The organism is Bradyrhizobium sp. LTSP885, assembly GCF_000938305.1.
Classification (GTDB): Bacteria; Pseudomonadota; Alphaproteobacteria; order Rhizobiales; family Xanthobacteraceae; genus Bradyrhizobium.
This window is the reverse complement of the sequence record NZ_JYMT01000033.1, coordinates 56,753-74,885: the sequence shown is the minus strand read 5'-3', so window position 1 is coordinate 74,885 and position 18,133 is coordinate 56,753. Positions and strand designations below refer to the sequence as shown.

The 18,133-nt window shown below is 64.8% G+C and carries 16 protein-coding genes; 3 read left to right on the top strand and 13 right to left on the bottom strand.

Annotation, left to right across the window (positions count from 1 at the left end):
* Nucleotide 1: 1 nt before the first annotated feature.
* From glyS to UP09_RS20480, 6 genes are all read right to left on the bottom strand, one after another.
* Entirely contained in the window at nucleotides 2-2,119 is a 2,118-nt protein-coding gene (glyS, locus tag UP09_RS20505; RefSeq protein WP_044540089.1) for a glycine--tRNA ligase subunit beta, read from the bottom strand.
* Nucleotides 2,119-3,054 carry a glycine--tRNA ligase subunit alpha gene (locus UP09_RS20500; RefSeq protein WP_044540088.1) on the bottom strand — a complete coding sequence of 312 codons (936 nt, stop codon included), beginning with the start codon at nucleotides 3,052-3,054 and terminating at the stop codon, nucleotides 2,119-2,121. The genes glyS and UP09_RS20500 overlap by 1 nt, the downstream gene beginning before the upstream one ends.
* Before the next feature lie 242 nt (nucleotides 3,055-3,296).
* Nucleotides 3,297-3,488 carry a hypothetical protein gene (locus UP09_RS20495; RefSeq protein ID WP_044540141.1) on the bottom strand — a complete coding sequence of 64 codons (192 nt, stop codon included), beginning with the start codon at nucleotides 3,486-3,488 and terminating at the stop codon, nucleotides 3,297-3,299.
* 115 nt (nucleotides 3,489-3,603) lie between these two features.
* Nucleotides 3,604-4,515 carry a S49 family peptidase gene (locus UP09_RS20490; protein WP_044540087.1) on the bottom strand — a complete coding sequence of 304 codons (912 nt, stop codon included), beginning with the start codon at nucleotides 4,513-4,515 and terminating at the stop codon, nucleotides 3,604-3,606.
* 245 nt (nucleotides 4,516-4,760) lie between these two features.
* Nucleotides 4,761-5,540, bottom strand: coding sequence for a tRNA1(Val) (adenine(37)-N6)-methyltransferase (locus tag UP09_RS20485; RefSeq protein WP_044540086.1), 780 nt, complete (start codon nucleotides 5,538-5,540; stop codon nucleotides 4,761-4,763).
* The gene (locus UP09_RS20480) at nucleotides 5,533-5,760 is read right to left on the bottom strand and encodes a putative signal transducing protein (RefSeq protein WP_044540085.1); all 228 of its coding nucleotides are present in this window, start codon (nucleotides 5,758-5,760) and stop codon (nucleotides 5,533-5,535) included. The genes UP09_RS20485 and UP09_RS20480 overlap by 8 nt, the downstream gene beginning before the upstream one ends.
* 135 nt (nucleotides 5,761-5,895) lie before the next feature.
* Between UP09_RS20480 and UP09_RS20475 the strand changes: the two genes are divergently transcribed.
* Nucleotides 5,896-6,906: a polyprenyl synthetase family protein gene (locus UP09_RS20475; protein WP_044540140.1), complete on the top strand. Its 1,011-nt coding sequence runs from the start codon at nucleotides 5,896-5,898 to the stop codon at nucleotides 6,904-6,906.
* Nucleotides 6,907-7,224: 318 nt separating this feature from the next.
* Here the strand turns inward: UP09_RS20475 and UP09_RS20470 are convergent, their stop codons facing one another.
* From UP09_RS20470 to UP09_RS20460, 3 genes are all read right to left on the bottom strand, one after another.
* Nucleotides 7,225-8,112 carry a 4-(cytidine 5'-diphospho)-2-C-methyl-D-erythritol kinase gene (locus tag UP09_RS20470; RefSeq protein WP_044540084.1) on the bottom strand — a complete coding sequence of 296 codons (888 nt, stop codon included), beginning with the start codon at nucleotides 8,110-8,112 and terminating at the stop codon, nucleotides 7,225-7,227.
* A gap of 183 nt (nucleotides 8,113-8,295) precedes the next feature.
* Nucleotides 8,296-10,083 carry a tetratricopeptide repeat protein gene (locus UP09_RS20465; protein ID WP_044540083.1) on the bottom strand — a complete coding sequence of 596 codons (1,788 nt, stop codon included), beginning with the start codon at nucleotides 10,081-10,083 and terminating at the stop codon, nucleotides 8,296-8,298.
* A gap of 376 nt (nucleotides 10,084-10,459) precedes the next feature.
* Nucleotides 10,460-12,121 carry an electron transfer flavoprotein-ubiquinone oxidoreductase gene (locus tag UP09_RS20460; protein WP_044540082.1) on the bottom strand — a complete coding sequence of 554 codons (1,662 nt, stop codon included), beginning with the start codon at nucleotides 12,119-12,121 and terminating at the stop codon, nucleotides 10,460-10,462.
* A 141-nt stretch (nucleotides 12,122-12,262) separates the two neighbouring features.
* On the opposite strand from UP09_RS20460, the gene UP09_RS20455 reads away from it, so the two are divergent.
* Nucleotides 12,263-13,087 carry a uracil-DNA glycosylase gene (locus tag UP09_RS20455; protein ID WP_044540139.1) on the top strand — a complete coding sequence of 275 codons (825 nt, stop codon included), beginning with the start codon at nucleotides 12,263-12,265 and terminating at the stop codon, nucleotides 13,085-13,087.
* Between the two features lie 103 nt (nucleotides 13,088-13,190).
* On the opposite strand, the gene UP09_RS20450 is transcribed toward UP09_RS20455, so the two are convergent.
* The 4 genes from UP09_RS20450 to UP09_RS20435 all read right to left on the bottom strand — a co-directional run bounded on the left by UP09_RS20450 (nucleotide 13,191) and on the right by UP09_RS20435 (nucleotide 17,503).
* Complete coding sequence (locus UP09_RS20450) at nucleotides 13,191-14,696, bottom strand: glycosyltransferase family 39 protein (RefSeq protein ID WP_044540081.1); 1,506 nt, start codon at nucleotides 14,694-14,696, stop codon at nucleotides 13,191-13,193.
* Nucleotides 14,697-14,964: 268 nt separating this feature from the next.
* The gene (gene rnhB, locus UP09_RS20445; protein WP_044540138.1) at nucleotides 14,965-15,699 is read right to left on the bottom strand and encodes a ribonuclease HII; all 735 of its coding nucleotides are present in this window, start codon (nucleotides 15,697-15,699) and stop codon (nucleotides 14,965-14,967) included.
* A 70-nt stretch (nucleotides 15,700-15,769) separates the two neighbouring features.
* Nucleotides 15,770-16,219 (bottom strand): VOC family protein, encoded by a 450-nt coding sequence (locus UP09_RS20440; RefSeq protein WP_044540080.1) that lies wholly within the window; start codon nucleotides 16,217-16,219, stop codon nucleotides 15,770-15,772.
* Nucleotides 16,220-16,324: 105 nt separating this feature from the next.
* The gene (locus tag UP09_RS20435) at nucleotides 16,325-17,503 is read right to left on the bottom strand and encodes a PA0069 family radical SAM protein (protein WP_044540079.1); all 1,179 of its coding nucleotides are present in this window, start codon (nucleotides 17,501-17,503) and stop codon (nucleotides 16,325-16,327) included.
* A 161-nt stretch (nucleotides 17,504-17,664) separates the two neighbouring features.
* Between UP09_RS20435 and UP09_RS20430 the strand changes: the two genes are divergently transcribed.
* Nucleotides 17,665-18,133, top strand: a 469-nt coding sequence (locus UP09_RS20430) for a glycosyltransferase (protein ID WP_502689066.1), incomplete at its 3' end; no start/stop codon positions are given.

Sequence of the window (18,133 nt, the reverse complement as noted above, 5' to 3'; positions counted from 1 at the left end):
GTCAGCCCTCGATTTTGGAGAAATCCGCCACCGCGCGCGTCGCGGCCCGGATCTCGTTGAGCAGTTTCAGGCGGTTTTCGCGGACCGCAGCGTCGTCGTCATTGACCTTGACCTTGTCGAAGAACGCATCGACCGCCGGACGCAGTTTTGCCATCGCGCTCATCGCGGCGGCGAAATCTTCCTTGGCGACGGCGGCGGAGGCTTCGCTCTTCACCTGATCGATCGCTTTCGCCAGCGCCTTCTCCTCGTCGAGCTTGTAGAGCTCGGCGTCAGGCGCACCGTCGAAGCTGCGCTTATCCTTCTTTTCCTCGATCCCGAGGATATTGTTGGCGCGCTTGGTGCCGGCGAGCAGGTTCTTGCCGTCGTCGGTCTCGAGGAATTTGCCGAGCGCCTCGACGCGACGGACGACAAGCAGGAGATCGTCCTGACCGCCGAGCGAAAACACCGCATCGACGAGATCGTGACGCGCGCCTTGCTCTCGGAGCTGCACCTTGAGGCGGTCAGCGAAGAATGCGAGCAGGTCGGTCGGAAGCTTGTGACTATCCACGACCGGGTGCTGTGTCCCCGTTTCGAGCAAGCCGGCAATTGAAACCTGTGCTGCCTTCACGATCGGCAGGCGCAGGGTATTCTCGACAATCAGCCTGATCACACCCAACGCCGCGCGGCGCAGCGCATACGGGTCTTTGCTCCCCGTCGGCTTCTCGTCGATCGCCCAGAACCCAACCAGCGTGTCGAGCTTGTCCGCGAGTGCCACGGCCACACTCACCGGATCGGTCGGCACGCGATCCGCAGGCCCTTGCGGCTTCCAGTGCTCTTCACTTGCCGCAGCGACGGACGCATCCTCGCCTTGCGCAAGCGCGTAGTATTTGCCCATCAGACCCTGCAGCTCGGGGAATTCGCCGACCACTTCGGTCAGCAAATCCGCCTTCGCCAGATGTGCAGCGCGCTTCGTCTTCTCGACATCAGCACCGACCAGCGGCGCGATCTCCGCCGCCAAAGCTTCGATCCGCTTGATCCGCTCTGCCTGCGTCCCAAGCTTCTCGTGAAACACGATCTGCTCGAACTTCGGCAGCCGGTCTTCCAACTTCGTCTTCAGATCCGTCTCGTAGAAAAACTTCGCATCGCTCAACCGCGGGCGGATCACGCGTTCGTTGCCGGCAACGATGGTCTTGCCGCCGTCGGTTGCTTCGAGATTGGCCGTCAGCACGAACTTGTTGGTCAGCTTGCCCGTCTTGGGATCCTTGACCACAAAGCACTTCTGGTTGTTGCGGATGGTGGCGCGGATCACCTCGTCGGGGATCGCGAGATACTCCTTCTCGAACGATCCCATCATGACGACGGGCCATTCGACGAGGCCCGAAACCTCGTCGAGCAGCACCTGGTCCTCGACCAGTTCAAGGCCTTGCGCGAACGCCAGCTGCTTGGCGTCTTCAAGGATGATGTCCTTGCGCGCCTGCGGATCGAGGATGACTTTTGCCGCCTTCAGCTTGGCCTCATAGTCCTCGAAGCGGCGCACCGAGATCGCGGCTGGCGCCATGAAGCGGTGGCCGTAGGTGGTCTGTCCGGCCTCGATGCCGTCGACGGAGAAGTTGACGATATCGGGATCCTCGGTCTCGAGCCCGAAGGTCGCGGTGATCGCGTGCAGCGGGCGCACCCAGGACAGCGACCCTGATTTCGCCGAGCGCGCGCCCCAGCGCATCGATTTCGGCCACGGAAAGGTGCGGATGATCACTGGCAGCATCTCCGCAATCACGTCGATCGCGGGGCGGCCGGGCTTCTCGATCAGCGCGATGTAGAAATCGCCCTTCTTCGGATCGGTCTGGATTTTTGCTTCGCTGATCGAGGACAGGCCGGTGGCTTTCAAAAATCCCTGGATCGCGGGCTCGGCGCCGCCGACGCGCGGGCCGCGGCGCTCTTCCTTCAGATCGGGCTGGCGCCCGGGGATGCCGTGCACGGTCAGCGCAAGGCGGCGCGGTGTCGCGAACGCCTTGACGCCTTCGTAGACCAGGCCCTCGGCGACGAGCTTCTCAGTCACCATGCGGCGCAGGTCGTCCACCGCCTTCGCCTGCATGCGGGCGGGGATTTCTTCGGAGAACAGTTCGAGGAGCAGATCAGGCATCAGGCCGCCCTGCCCGTTTCAGTGTGGATCCACGCCTCGCCGCACGCCTTCGCCAGATCGCGCACGCGCCCGATGTAGCTTTGACGTTCGGTCACCGAGATGACGCCGCGGGCATCGAGCAGGTTGAACACATGGCTCGCCTTGATGCACTGGTCATAGGCCGGCAAGGCCATCAGGTGTTCTTTCGCGTTGCTTCGCTCGCGCCATCCAGCGGCGAGATATTTTTTGCAGGCCTCTTCGGCCATCCTGAATTGCTCGAACAGCATCGTGGTGTCGGCATATTCGAAATTGTGCCGCGAATATTCCTGCTCGGCCTGCAGGAACACGTCGCCATAGGTGACCTTGTCGGCGCCCTCGCGGCCATTGAAGTTAAGGTCGTAGACGCGGTCGACGCCCTGCACATACATCGCGAGCCGCTCGAGCCCGTAGGTGAGTTCGCCCGCGACCGGCGCGCATTCGACGCCGGCGACCTGCTGGAAATAGGTGAACTGCGAGACTTCCATGCCGTCGCACCAGCATTCCCAGCCAAGGCCCCAGGCGCCGAGTGTCGGGCTCTCCCAGTCGTCCTCGACAAAGCGGATGTCGTGGACGCTTGCATCGATGCCGATCGCGGCCAGCGACTTCAAATAGAGGTCCTGAAGATTCGGCGGCGACGGCTTCATGATCACCTGGAACTGGTAGTAGTGCTGCATCCGGTTGGGATTTTCGCCGTAGCGGCCGTCCTTCGGCCGCCGCGACGGCTGCACATAAGCCGCGTTCCAGGGTTTTGGTCCGAGCGCGCGCAGGGTGGTGGCGGGATGGAAGGTGCCGGCGCCCATTTCCATGTCGTAGGGCTGCAGGATGACGCAACCCTGCTCCGCCCAGAACCGCTGGAGGGCCAGGATGAAGCCCTGGAACGAGCGTTCCGGGCGCATGTGGTCAGGCAGGGCGTCCATCGTCTCTACGGGGCTCGCAAGGGGGGTGTGAAGCGCGCGGGACCGTATCGGCGGCGGCCAATGGAATCAAGGCGATGGGCCTGCCTTACCTCGCCCCGCTTGCGGGGAGAGGTCGAAATTCGCGCCCCGCGCGAATTTCGGGTGAGGGGGACTCTCCGCACACTCACATCTTTCGAGCTTGCGGAGGCAGCCCCTCACCCCAACCCTCTCCCCGCAAGAGCGGGGCGAGGGGGAACCACGCCCTAACCCGGCCGATAGGCGCCGGTCACAGGGTCGCGGCGCAGGGTTTTGACCTCGCCTGTGCGGGCGGGTTCGGCCACCCGGGAGAGGCGCGCCTCTTCGAGTTCCTGGTTGATCCGCACGGCAGTTCTGTACGCCCAGCGGACCACGGCCAGGCCACCCAGGGCGCCCGCAAATGCAATCAGCGGCGGCATCGGTCGATCCTTGTCGTTCACGTCGGTCAGGCCCCCAATACAGACCATTTTGGCGCAACCGGGCCCGCGCCGCAATCGGGCTTTTGGGGCTAAATGGCGCGCTCACAACCACGTGTCAGAACCCGAATTTGGCCCAAATCGCCCGGGTTTCCAGCGCCGAGATCAGGTCGTCGGGCAAGGCCCCGATCCCGTCCAGCAGCGCCATCGACCCCGCCCCCGGCGCGCGCCGGCCGAGCAGGCCGGACAGCATGCCGCTGGCCGGCGCGATCACCGGTGTCGACACCTTCTCGCCGTAGCGGGCACGGAGCGTCGATCTGATATCGCCGATCCCGTCGGCAAGCCCGAGACCGACCGAGGTCTCGCCGGCCCAATATTCGCCGGTGAACAGCAGATCGTCGGTGCCCTTCAGCCGGCCGGCCCGGCTCTGCTTCACCAGCGCGATGAAGATCGTGTGGATCTCGCGCTGGATCGCCTTCAGCCGCGCGACGTCGTCAGCGTTCTCGGGGAGGAACGGATCGAGCGTCGCCTTGTGCGTGCCGGCCGTATAGAGCCGCCGCTCGACACCAATTTTCTTGATCGCCTCCTCGAAGCCGAAGCCGCCGCCGACCACGCCGATCGAGCCCAGGATCGAGGACGGGTCGCAATAAATCTCGTCGCCCGCGCAGGCGATCATGTAGCCGCCGGAAGCCGCGACGTCCTCGACGAACACCAGCACCGGCAGCTTCTTCTCGGCGGCCAGTTGACGGATGCGCAGATAGATCTGCCGTGACTGCACCGGCGAACCGCCCGGCGAGTTGATCACCAGCGCGACCGCCTTGGCATTCCTGGTGCCAAAGGCGCGCTCCAGCAACTTGGCGACACCGGCGAGCGACATTCCCGGCCGCAGCGGCGTCACCGCGCCGATCACGCCTGATAGCCGCACCACCGGCACAACAGCCACGCCGCGACGCAGCCGGGCCGGAAGGAAACCCTGGATCCGCTCGAGCAGTCCCGGACGGGGCGCGCGATCACTTATTTGTTCACTCATTCAGTTACCTCGAATTAACCACTTTTTATCACGCCACTGTCATTGGAGTAGGCGGAACGCATTTTGCAGTTCGGCCGTTGGGGCGGAAATGCGCGGGCGGAGAGCCACATGAAAATCTATCTGCTGATTTTGCTGATCAGTACACTCCTTGCGGCGGTCCACTTCACGTCAACGCCGGAACGGCAGTCAGAAACGGCTCCGCAGTAAGTCGATCCCGATGACGACACGGGCAGCGACGCTGCCCGTTACGGCCGTGACAGCGGTAATCCTCCGTTCCCAGCTAATATCTCCTGCACCCATTTATTGGGCACCCCTGACTCATCATTGAGCAGCAGCGCGGCGTGCAGCTGCGTCGGCGCCCGTCCGCCCTTGGTGGCGCGCACCAGGATCCGGATCGCCGGTCCCCTCACATCGGCGTGAACCGGCAGGATCTCGACACTGCCGAAACCGCGGTCGAGCGCAGCCAGCACCTCGGCTATACCGTCGGCCCGCCAGATCATCGCAAGCCGCCCGTTCGATTTGAGCATCCGCCGCGCCACATGAACCCAACTCTCCAGCGTCGTCGCGGTTGCAACATGGGCGCGCTCGCGAACGCTGTCCGGCGAGGCGCGATGCCTGGCGGGATCGTTGAACGGCGGGTTCATCAGCACGACATCGGCGCTGTCAGGCGCGAGGCCGGCGGCGGCAAACACAGACGCTGTGGCCTCGACATCGAGCACGATCACGTCGGCGGCAATCGCATTGGCTGCGGCATTGCCGCGCGCGAGCGCCGCCAATGTCGGGTCGATCTCGACCAAAGCGAGATCGATCCCGGCCACGCGGCGGGCTACCGCGAGCCCGGCCGCGCCGACGCCGGAACCGAGGTCGACGACGCGATCGCCCGATCGTGCCGGCGTCGCTGCGGCCAGCAGGATCGCGTCATGGCCGGCGCGATGACCGGTCCGCGGCTGCCGCAATTTCAACTGCCCGCCGAGAAATCCGTCCTCGGTGACATCGGGGGCGGGATTATTCGCAAGATTATTCATCGGCTCGCAATTCGTGGGCGAGCCCGGCATCGGTCAGCAGCTGGCGCGCCTCGCGGTTGTCATCCTCATGGACCAGGATCCGCCGCGGCAGCACGCCGAGCGAGCCCTCGATAATGCTCATGTTCTGGTCAAGCACCAGATGATGGATGTTGGCGCCATCAAGCAGCGCGCCGACGGCGGAGACCAGCACGATGTCGTTGGTTCGAACCAATTCCCGCAAATTCAGCTCTCCTCTGGCCCCGGCTGTGCGGCCCCTGCGACACATGTCAACAACTTCGTGGCCTTGCCGCTTCACTGCGCAGTTTCTATTGTTATAGCTGAGGATAGTGCGAATTCGGCAAAATTGGAGACCAGCGTGGCGGTTATTGTACCCTTCGAAAGCCCGTCCAATGCTTCGATCGACGGGCTGGTGGGACTTGTCGCCGCCGACATGGAGCGCGTCAACGCGGCCATCCTGTCGCGCACCGGCTCGGAGGTCACCATGATCCCCGAGGTCGCCAACCATTTGATCTCTTCCGGGGGCAAGCGGCTGCGGCCGATGCTCACTCTGGCGATGGCCCAATTGTCTGACTATTCCGGCGACGGCCATATCAAGCTCGCCGCCGCGGTCGAATTCATGCACACCGCGACGCTGCTGCATGACGACGTGGTCGACGAGAGCGAGCTGCGCCGCGGCAAATTGTCGGCCCGGATGCTGTGGGGCAATGAGGCCAGCGTGCTGGTCGGCGACTTCCTGCTCGGCCAGGCGTTCCGGATGATGGTCGAGGTCGGCTCGCTGCGCGCGCTCGACATCCTCTCGGCCGCTGCGGCCACCATCGCCGAAGGCGAGGTGATGCAGCTTGCCGCGGCCAAGAACACCGCGACCACCGAAGACGAATATCTCGCCGTGATCCGTGGCAAGACCGCCGAGCTGTTCGCCGCGGCTTGCGAGGTCGGTCCTGTCATTGCCAACCGGCCCAAGGCGGAGCAGACCGCCTGCCGCTCGGTCGGCATGAATCTCGGCATCGCCTTCCAGCTGGTCGACGACGTGCTCGACTATGGCGGCAAGTCCGCCAAGCTCGGCAAGAATGTCGGCGACGATTTCCGCGAGGGCAAGATCACGCTGCCGGTGGTACTGGCATTCCGCCGCGGCAACGACACCGAGCGCAAGTTCTGGGTCCGTGCGCTGGAGCGCGGCGAGATCGGCGCCAACGATCTCGACCACGCCATCGGGCTGATGACCAAGCACCGCGCCCTCGAAGACACCATCAGCCGCGCCCATCACTACGGCGCCATGGCGGTCGACGCGCTCGCACTGTTCCCGCCCTCGCCAATGAAGACGGCGCTGCAAGAGGTGGTGGCGTTCTGTTTGGCACGGTCGCATTAGGCTCGCCGTATCCACCAATTGAGCCAAACACACCGCCGTCGTCCCTGCGAAAGCAGGGACCCATAACCACAGGGTTGAGTTGTTGAAGCGGGCCGTGGCCCCAGCATTCCGCAACAACTCGCATTTGTGGTTATGGGTCCCGGGTCAAGCCCGGGACGACAGCGAGTTTGTTGCGCGGTTTGCGACTCATAGATCCGCATTCTCGCGGCATGAATCGCCCGAGCTTGGCATTTGTCGTGTCGGGCGCCGGCAGGCGCCGGCTACTTTGCATGGGGTTGTTTTCGATATTTTGGCAGTGCGCCCCTGCGGAGGCAGAGCTCAGCTCAGCGTGCCCGCATGCACCCACCAGCCGGGGTGCGCGGCACGGAGCTTTTCGCTGGCAGCCTGCGCGGCGGTGTCATCGGCGAACACCGCAAAACATGTCGCGCCCGAGCCCGACATGCGGACAAGCCGCACGCCCGCGGTCTCGCGCAGCGCCGTCAGCACCTCGCTGATCACGGGCTCGATGCGCGCGGCGGGGCTCTCGAGATCGTTGCTGCCGCGCGTCAGCGCCTCGATCCAGTCGTCGATCGCGCAGCTCGCATCGGGCCAGGACGGCCGCTGCATCATGATGTCCGTGGCGCCGACCAGCAGATCGCCGTGGCGCAGGCCGAGTGCGTTGAAGACGTCCTTGGTTGCGACCGGCACGCGCGGATTGACCAGCACGCAGGGCAGTTTCGGCAGATCGAGCGACAGCAGGCTCTCGCCGACGCCGGACATGTCGCAGGCGTGCGAGGCGACGCACACCGGCACATCGGCGCCGGTCTGCAACGCGACCTCCATGATGCGCTTGTCGTCGAGCGCGAGCTCGTTGAGCCGCGCCAGCAGCCGCAGCGCCGCTGCGGCATCCGCCGAGCCGCCGCCGATGCCGGCTGCAACCGGCAGCACCTTCTCCAGCGTGAAGTGGCCGACCTTGAGGTCCGCGACGCGCTCACCGAGCAGCCGCGCGGCCTTGAGCACCAGATTATCAGAGGTATCGCCGCAGGCCTCCGCCAACGGTCCTTCCATCGTCAGCGCAAGCACGGAGCCCGGCTCCAGCGTGAGCCGATCGGCGCAGTCGGCGAACGCGACCACGCTTTCCAGATCATGAAAACCATCGACGCGCCGCCCGATCACCTTCAGCGTCAGGTTGACCTTGGCACGTCCCTCTTCAACAAGCGCCGGCACGGCGAAATACCCCTAAAAAACAAGATCGCGATGCGATTAGCGTAAATCGCACCACGATCCTATCTCTTTGTTTGGGTGGATATTCCGGACTTGCTGTCATTCCGGGGCGCCCGAAGGGCGAACCCGGAATCTCGAGATTCCGGGTCTGGTCCTTCGGACCATCCCGGAATGACGGAGCAAGCCCTAGCCGCCCTTGCCGTCGTCGTCCTTCTTCTTGTCGGCGGAGGCGGCGGACGAGGAGGCATCATCGGGCAGGCCGTTGTCGATCTTGGCCTGGATCTTCGGCAGCTCTTCCGGCTCGGGCTTGAGGTCGCGGGCATGTGCCCACTGGAACTTGGCTTCCAGCGTGCGGCCGATGCGCCAATAGGCGTCGCCGAGATGGTCGTTGATGGTCGGATCTTCCGGCTTCAGGTCGATCGCGCGTTCGAGGTTCTTCACCGCCTCTTCGTAATTGCCGATCCGGAAATAGGCCCAGCCGAGCGAGTCGACGATGTAGCCGTCGTCAGGGCGCTGATCGACGGCACGCTTGATCATCTTCATGCCTTCGTCGAGGTTGATGCCCTGGTCGATCCAGGAATAGCCGAGATAGTTCAGCACATGCGGCTGCTCGGGCTGCATGTCGAGCGCCTTGCGCATGTCGGCCTCGGCCTTTTTCCACTGCTTGGAGCGCTCCTCGCAGATGCCGCGGTAGTAGTAGGTGACCCAGGCGTTCTTGTCGCCGCCCTCCGGCAGCGCGTCGATCGCCTGCGAATAGGTGCCGACGCAATCGGCGAACTTCTTGCGGCCGCGCTCGACATTGCCGAGCGCCATGATGGCCTCGACGTCCTTCGGCGAGTCTGCGGTGACATCCTTCAGGATCTTGATCGCCTCGTCGCTGCGGTCGGCGGCATCGAGATTGGTCGCGAGCTGGATCTGCGCGTTGCGCTTCAGCGGCGAGGACGCCGGCATCCGCTCGTAGACCTTGATCGCCATCGCCGGCTTCTTCACCGATTCATAGAGATCGGCAAGCGAGAGCAGCGCCAACGGATGGTTGGGCTGCAGATAGAGCGCAAGCTGCAGATAGACCAGCGCGAGGTCCTCGCCGCCGCGCCGGGTCAGCGTCGCGCCGATGCCGTAGAGCGCCTCGGCGGCGCCGGCCTGCGGGCTCTCGACCAGCGGCGGCAGTTTCTTGCCGGCCTTGGCCTCCTTGATGCCTTCCAGCACCAGCGGATGGCGCGGCAGCTTCTTGTCGAAGGCCTCGTAAAGCGCGGTGGCGGCCGCCGCGTCCTTGTTGCGCGACGACCAGCGGGCATATTCGTCGACCGTGCGCAGCATCGAATCGTCGAGCTTGTAGGCGCGCTCGAAGCGGGTGCCGGCGTCCTTGTCCTTGCCGGCGAGCTCGAGGATCATGCCGGCGTGCAGATCCTTGAAGATCGGGTACCAGTCCGGCCCGGTCAGCTTGTCGATGCCGGCGACCGCGCCCTTGCTGTCGCCCGCGCCATAGCTCGCCCAGGCCGACAGCAGCGTCGCTACCAGATCGGTGATCGGGCCGCGGACCGACTGATTGATGTTGGACTGCGCGCTTGCGTATTTCTTGGTCTTGAGGTCGCGCACGCCGACGACGAGACGGGCGACGCGGTTGGCCTTGTCCAGGGTCAGGATGCGGTCGGCGAGCTTGACGGCCTCGTCGATGTCGCCATCGGCGAGCGAGGAGATGAAGGCGCGGTCGAGCAGCTCAGAGTTCTTCGGATCGGTGCGCAGCGCCGAGCGGTAAAACGCCGCAGCCGAGGTCGCATCGCGCTCGACGCTGGCGTGGCGGGCGGCGAGATAACTGCCCGCTGTGGTCAGCGACTTCAAGTCATTCCTGTTCGGGAATTGCGCTGAATTGTCGGTGGGATGATCGGGGGTTTGCGCCGACAGCTGCGCCGGCACGACAAGCGCGGCGGCGGCAAGAAGGGCAATCGTCAGGCGGTTGAAACGGGTGGACAGCATCACAGTCGCCTTGCTCCAGGGATTTACGGCCAAGATTCTTCTGACAAGAAAGATCCTTCTGACAAGATCTTGCGATCAGTCTCAAATGCGAACCCAAGCGGCGGCATCACAGCCAGCGACAATGCCGCTTTTGGCGCTCAACCGCAAGGATACGCGTGACGAATCGATTGGCAGATTAAGCCTTTAGGCCCGCCGATCCAGCCAGCGCTACCGGAAAACGCTGGTACTGTGGCGGTATCGTGGCCGGTGTCAGCACAATAGCGTTTGGAAACGTGACGGTGGCCACACAACCGGTCACCTCTCCCCTTGTGGGAGAGGCGAAGCGGAATTCGCGGAAGCGGTGGGACCCTCACGCAAAAATGGTCGGACTGCCCTGTTACATCGCCTCGTAGTTCGGGCCGCCGCCGCCCTCCGGGGGAACCCAGGTGATGTTGCCGTTGGGGTCCTTCACGTCGCAGGTTTTGCAGTGGACGCAATTCTGGGCGTTGATCTGGAAGCGCGGGGCCGCGCCCTCCTCGACCCATTCATAGACGCCGGCCGGGCAATAGCGGTTGGAGGGACCAGCGAACACGTCATGCTCCGACGTCTTCTGCAGGTTCATGTCGGCGACCTTGAGATGGACCGGCTGATCCTCCTCGTGATTGGTGTTGGACATGAACACCGACGACAGCTTGTCGAACGAGATCTTGCCGTCCGGCTTCGGATAGCTGATCGGCTGGTGCTGCTTCGACGGATCGAGCGTCTTGCGGTCGGGCTTGGAATGCGACAGCGTTCCGAACACCGAGATGCTAAACAGCGTATTGGTCCACATATCGAAGCCGGAGAATGCCATTCCGAGCATGGTGCCGAACTTCGACAGCATCGGCTTGGCATTGCGAACCAGGTACAAATCCTTGCCGATTGCGGACGAGCGCCAGGCGCTTTCGTAATCGACCAATTCGTCGTTGGCACGGCCGGCGCCGAGGGCTGCTGCGACGTGTTCGGCGGCCAGCATGCCCGAGCCCATCGCGTTGTGCACGCCCTTGATGCGGGGAACGTTGACGAAGCCGGCCGCACAGCCGACCAGCGCGCCACCCGGGAATGAGAGCCGCGGCACCGACTGATAGCCGCCTTCGGTGATGGCGCGCGCGCCATAGGCCAGACGCTTGCCGCCCTCGAACACGCCGCGGATCGACGGATGGGTCTTGAAGCGCTGGAATTCATCGAACGGCGACAGATACGGATCGTCGTAATTGAGATGCACGACGAAGCCGACCGCCACCTTGTTGTCGTCGTAGTGATAAAGGAACGAGCCGCCGCCCGTCTTGTTGTTCAGCGGCCAGCCCAGATTATGCTGGACCAGGCCTTTCTGGTGCTTTGAAGGATCGATCTCCCAGACCTCCTTCAAGCCGATGCCGAACTTCGGCGGCTGGCTGTTGGCGTCGAGCTGGTACTTGGCGATCAATTGCTTGGAGAGCGAGCCGCGCGCGCCTTCGGCGAACAGCGTGTACTTGCCGAGCAGCTCCATGCCGCGGGTGTAGGAATCCTTATGCGTACCGTCCTTGGCGATGCCCATGTCGCCGGTGGCGATGCCCCGCACCGCGCCCTTGTCGTCATAGAGCACCTCGACGGCGGCAAAGCCCGGATAGATCTCGACGCCGAGCGCTTCCGCCTTCGGTGCCAGCCAGCGGCAGACATTGCCGAGCGAGCCGATATAGCAGTGATGATTGTCCATCAGCGGCGGCATGATGAAGCCCGGCAGCTTGATCGCGCCTGCCGCCGTTGTCCAGTAGAAGCGGTCGTCCTTGACCTGCGTCTTCAGCGGGCAATCAGCATCCTCGCGCCAATCCGGGATCAATTTGTCGAGCGACACCGGATCGATCACCGCGCCGGAGAGGATGTGCGCGCCGACTTCAGACCCCTTTTCCACCACCACGATCGAGAGCTCGGGATTGAGCTGCTTGAGCCGGATCGCGGCCGACAGGCCCGACGGGCCGGCGCCGACGATGACCACGTCGAATTCCATGGACTCGCGCGGAGGGAGGTCTTCACTCATGATCTGGTCTCAGCCCGTTGAGAACACTTCTAAGTTTTCTAGGGGTCGTTGTTTCCGATTTTTGTCGGAAGGACAACCATGGAATTGTCATCTCGGACGTTTCGCGCGCGCCCAATCCGTCCTAGATTGCCGTCGACCATGGCCCTGATGTCCGAACCCGCACCTACATTGCAGCAATTGCTGGCCTTTTACCTCGAGGCCGGGGTCGATTGCGCACTGGGCGATGAACCGATCAACCGGTTGGAGGAACCCGACGCTGTTGCCGCGCCCTTAGCGCCGCGACCGGTCCTGGCGCCGAATCCACTGCGTCCGCCGCCGGTGGTCATGCCTGCTGTTCCGCGGAGCGAAATCACCGTCGCGCCCGAGGCCGCGATTGCGTCGGCGCGCGAGGCAGCGCGCACCGCGCCGACGCTCGAGGCGTTGCGCGCGCTGATGGAGAGTTTCGACGGCTGCGCGCTGAAGCATACCGCGACCAGACTGGTGTTCGCCGACGGCAATCCGCACGCGCGTGTGATGTTCGTCGGCGAAGCGCCGGGCCGCGACGAGGACATCGAGGGCCTGCCGTTTGTCGGCCGCTCAGGAAAACTGCTCGACCGCATGATCGCGGCGATCGGGCTCGACCGCAGCAACGCCTATATCGCCAACGTGATCCCGTGGCGGCCGCCCGGCAATCGCACGCCGACGCCGCAGGAGACGCAAATCTGCCTGCCCTTCATCCAGCGCCAGATCGAGCTGGTGAATCCCGACGTGCTGGTGACGCTCGGCAATCCCTCGACGCAGACGCTGCTGTCGACCCGCGAAGGCATCATGCGCAGCCGGGGCAAATGGTCCGACTACGACACCGGAACGCGCAGCATCCGCGCGATCGCGACGTTCCATCCGGCCTATCTGCTGCGCTCGCCGTCCTACAAGAAGATGACGTGGCTGGATTTGCGCGCGGTCGCGAAGGCGTTGGAACAGGTGACGTAGGATCGCATTGCGTAGCCCGGATGGAGCGCAAGCGTAATCCGGGTCTGATCGCGCGGAGAAAGTAGCCCCGGATTTCGCTGCGCTTCATCCGAGCTACGCCACATCACCCCTTCGGCCGCACGATCCCCCAGCCGATCCGCAACACCGGTTGCCTTCCGTTGACCAGCCGGTCGAAGGCGCGCGGGACTTCCGGCGCGAGGCCGGGAAAGCGCTGCGCGATGTCTGCTGGCGGCGTGCCCGCGGTGTCCTGCGCGCGCCAGACCACGACGCCGCCGGTCTCGTTGAACTTTGCGATCGACAGCCATGGCGTCCGATGCGGCGTCGCGTCGAGCAGGAGATGTGGACGCCGCGCCTGCATCGCGATCAGGCCGGCAAGCTCGGGATCACCGGCCACGGCGCGCAGCCGCTGGTTGGTGCGGCGCTCATAGCTGTCGTCGAAGAAGCGTCCGATCGCAGCCGCCGGCAGCGAGGTCGACGCCTCCGTGGTGCTGGTCCACGGCAGGAACAGCGCCGCGGCCAAGGCAACAACAGCCGGCGCGGCGACGGCGAAGGCCCAGACCGTGCGCAGCAGCCGCTGCCGCCGCAAAGGAATCAGGTCGCCCGCCGCGACGACGACGGCAAGCCCCGACATCAACAGCACCACGCCGGCGCCGCCGAACACGCGGTCGAGATTGAACAGGCCGGCGACGAAGCTTCCCGCAATGGCCGGCGCGAACGCAAAGACATAGACGAACTGCCGTGCCAGCGGCCCGACCGGCGGACGATAGATGATCGGCGCATCCTCGGCCTCGCGGGCGAACCCGCGCGAATTGAGGATCGCCAGCAGCACGACGGCCGCCGTCGCCACGATCAGCCCGCCGAGCACGACGCCCCAGCGCGCCGCGCGGGCACCGAGAGCCGCGATCGCAGGCAGCGGCGGCAGCGCCAGCACATCGGCGCGGATCAGCCAGATCAGATAGGGCAGCGCGAGCACGAGGATGACGAGCACCGCGTAGAGCGGATCGACCGACATCAGCATCCGCCGCCCGCGCGGGGTTGCGACCGCAAAGCCCGCGACCAGGAGGATCATGCCGATTGCCGCCGGCGTCGTCAGCAGCAGCAGGCCGCAGTCGATCGACCAGGCGAACCAGGCGCTGCGCCGGTTCTGGCCGATCAACTGCCAGGAATGCAGCAGCAGCAGCGCCCAAAGCGGCCGCGCCAGGATCAGCGGACCGAACTCGACGCTCGGCGAGGAGAACACCACGACCGTCATCGACAGCAGCACCGCGAGCACAGCCTGCGGGCCGCCGACAATGGCGCGCGCCAGCCGGTAAAAAGCGATGAAGGTCGCGACCGCGCAGATTTGCGCCAGCAGATAGACGCCGAACACATGGTTGCCGGCGGCGCGGAAGGCGATGTCGGCAAGCCAGAACGACAGCGGCGGCCCCATGTCGGTGCCGACCTGGTATTCGCGGCCAAACGCCAGCACACCGGCGAGGTCGCCGGGCGGGCTGCCGTAGAAGATCAGCGGCAGCAACAGCCAGATCGCCGCCTGCGCCAACACCACGATCCAGACCACCAGCCGTGGCCGGGCGCGGATCAGTTCGACATCCAGGGAGGTAAACCGCATGAAACGCCTGAAAAGCCCCAGCCACCGTGTCAGCGGCGCAATCCGATCCGGGGGATTTGATAGTCGCGGGCCGCGACGGACGCAACCGGGGTGAGATGTGTTCAAGCATCGAAGCGAGTTGGCAGACCGAATTCCGCCGTCATGCCCCGCTTTATGCGGGGCACCCAGTACGCCGCGGCTTCTCGGTGGACGGCTGCTGTCTCTGGAATACTGGGTCGCCGGCCAAGCCGGGCGATGACAGCGGAGGGTGGGGCGGCAGAGTCGTGCGCTACGCCGCCTCGGATGCTGCGGCTTCGCTGTCCACGTCCCCCGTGAACAGGTCGGGCTCGACCGTCGCTGGGAAATGCTTCAGCCGCGCCGCGACGACGGGGGCAAAGAAGGTGCGGTGATGGGCGCTCGGGCCGAGCCGGTCCAGCGCCGCGAGGTGCTCGGGGACGCCGTAGCCCTTGTGCTGCTCGAAACCGTAGCCGGGACAGTCCAGCGCCAGCGCGCACATCAGGCGGTCTCGCGTCACCTTGGCGATGATCGAGGCGGCCGCGATCGACAGCACCAGGCCGTCGCCGCCGATCACGGCCTCGCAGTCGCAGGGCGTGGCGAGCTTGTCGCGGCCGTCGACGAACACGTGCTTCGGGGTCTCCGGCAGCGCATGGACAGCGCGCGCCAGCGCCCACAGCGAAGCGCGTAAAATATTGTCGCGGTCGATCCGTGCGCGCGAGGCCACCACGACCGAGAAGGCTGCGGTTGCACAGATCTCCTCGAACAATTCCTCGCGGCGTTCGGCGGTCAACCGCTTCGAATCGTCGATGCCTTTTGGAATGCGGTTGGGATCCAGCACCACGGCGGCGGCGACCACGGGGCCGGCCAGCGGGCCGCGCCCGGCCTCGTCGCAGCCGGCGATCGGCCAGACGCCGCGCTTGATCAGCGCGCGCTCGCGCCGAAAACTCGGCCGCGTCACGACGACCACGCGCTTCTCAGGCTTCTTCTTGGATTTGTCCCGAATCATGCCGCGGATGGTGATCAAGCATGACGCGCGGCGCAACCGGGAACCTGCCGCCCCTCCCCGCTATTCAAAGCTAGTCGGGCAGCGATACCCGCCTGTCGTCGCCGACCTCAAAACCCGGTGCGCGTACAACTTCCCAGGCATGGCCGTCCGGATCGGCGAAATAACCGCAGTAGCCGCCGTAGCTCGTGGGCTGTGCCGGGTTCAACAGCTTGGCCCCCTTCGAGAGCGCGAACGCCATCACGATATCGACCTCGGCATCGTCGCGGCAGTTCCACGCGATCGCGACGCCGCGGAACGCCGCCGGACGTGGCTGATCAGGCAGCGCTGCATCGGCCGCAAGCAGATGCCACGGAAACAGCCCGAGCATGGTGCCGCCGGTGTCGAAGAAGGCAACCTCCTCGCCGGTCGCGCGCATCTTCCTGGTGAAGCCGAGCGATTCGTAGAAGGCGATGCTGGCGCGCATGTCGGCGACACCGAGCGTCAGGACGGTGAAGCGTGGAGTTGGGGCGGTGTTACTCATGTTTACCTTTCTCCGTCATTGCGAGCGGAGCGAAGCAATCCATCTATCCCGACGTTGTGACATGGATTGCTTCGCTTCGCTCGCAATGACGAATACAACGACCTGCTAAAACAAACTCAGTTGCTGCCCGTTGCGCTTCGGTTTGGCAAAATGGTCGGTGGTCAGCTTGGTCCGCCGCTTGTTGAGCCCGAGTTTTTCGCAGGCGATCTCGAAGCGGCGGCCGATCATCCAGGCCATCGGGCCGGTGCCCTTCATCCTTGTGCCCCATTGCGAGTCATAGTCGCGGCCGCCGCGCATGTCGCGGATCAGCGTGAAGACGTGGCGATAGCGGTCGGGATAGTTCGCCATCAGCCATTCGCGAAACAAATCGCGGACCTCGAGCGGCAGGCGGAGCAGCACATAGCTCGCCTCCTTTGCGCCGGCATGGGCGGCGGCATCGAGAATGCGCTCGATCTCGGAGTCGTTCAGCGCCGGGATCACGGGCGCGACCATCACAGTCGCCGGGATGCCGGCGTCGGCGAGGCGCTTGATGGCTTCAAGGCGCTTCGGCGGGCTCGACGCGCGCGGTTCCATGGTGCGCGCCAGCTTCGGGTCGAGCGTCGTCACCGACAGCGCGACCTTGACCAGGTTGCGCTTGGCCATCCGCGCCAGGATATCGATGTCGCGCGTCACCAGCGCCGACTTGGTCACGATGCCGACCGGATGACCGGCACGCTCCAGCACCTCAAGAATGCCGCGCATGATTTTCCGCTCGCGCTCGATCGGCTGATAGGGATCGGTGTTGGTGCCGATCGCGATCATCCGCGCCTCGTAATCGGGCGCCGCCAACTCCTTCTCGAGCAGTTCCGGCGCGTCGGGCTTGGCGAGCAATTTGGTTTCGAAGTCCAGTCCCGGCGACAGGCCGAGATAGGCGTGGGTCGGCCGCGCGAAGCAATAGACGCAGCCATGCTCGCAGCCGCGATAGGGATTGATCGAACGGTCGAAGCCGATGTCGGGCGACTCGTTGCGGGTGATCACCTTGCGCGAGGTATCGATCGTAACCGTGGTCTTGAACGGCGGCAGCTCTTCGAGACTCTGCCAGCCGTCGTCGAAGGCGACCCTCGCCTCGGCCTCGTAGCGGCCGCTGGCGTTGGACTGCGCGCCGCGGCCGCGTCGCCGTTCGCCTTCGATCGCGACTGCAAGCTCGGGAAACGGGGTGGGAAAAGGAGAAGCTGCACCCGCCGGGTTATCGGAGGGCGCCGTTACCGGCGGGTGCTTGAGGGCATGAGAGGATGCTCGGCTCATGCTGCGAAGCTAGCACAACGCGAGAACAAATCAAGAACAAGCGGAGAAGAAATCCACAAAACAGTGCTGTAAAAATCTGCAGGTGAAAAGGCTGCTTTGAAAATGACAAGGTGATAACACAGCGCGATTTTGCAACCGTTTGAGCCAACGAAGCCTCAATCATGCTGAGCGTGATCATTCCGACCGACGGCGTGGAACGCACCGCGGTCGCGACCTTGGCGGCGCTGGTGCCGGGCGCGGCTGCGGGAATCATCCGCGAGGTGCTGCTGGTCGATCGCACCAATACGGATGTGATGGAGCGCGTGGCCGATGTGGCCGGCTGCCGCTTCCTGCGTTTCGAGGGCACCCGCGCCGCAGCGCTCGCCGCCGGCGCCAGGCAGGCCCGCTCGCCGTGGCTGATGTTCCTGCATCCGGGCGCGGTGCTCGACCCGGGCTGGATCGAGGAGACCACGCAATTCATCCAGATCGTGGCGGCGAGCGGCAAGGATCGCGCCGGCATCTTCCGCTACACCCGCTCGCCCTACTCCGACGCCAGCCTGCGCGACGGCTTCAAATTCGTCGCCCGGATGATCGCGGGGCCCTCGGCCGAGCAGGGCCTCCTGATCGCGCGCGACCATTACGAGCGGCTCG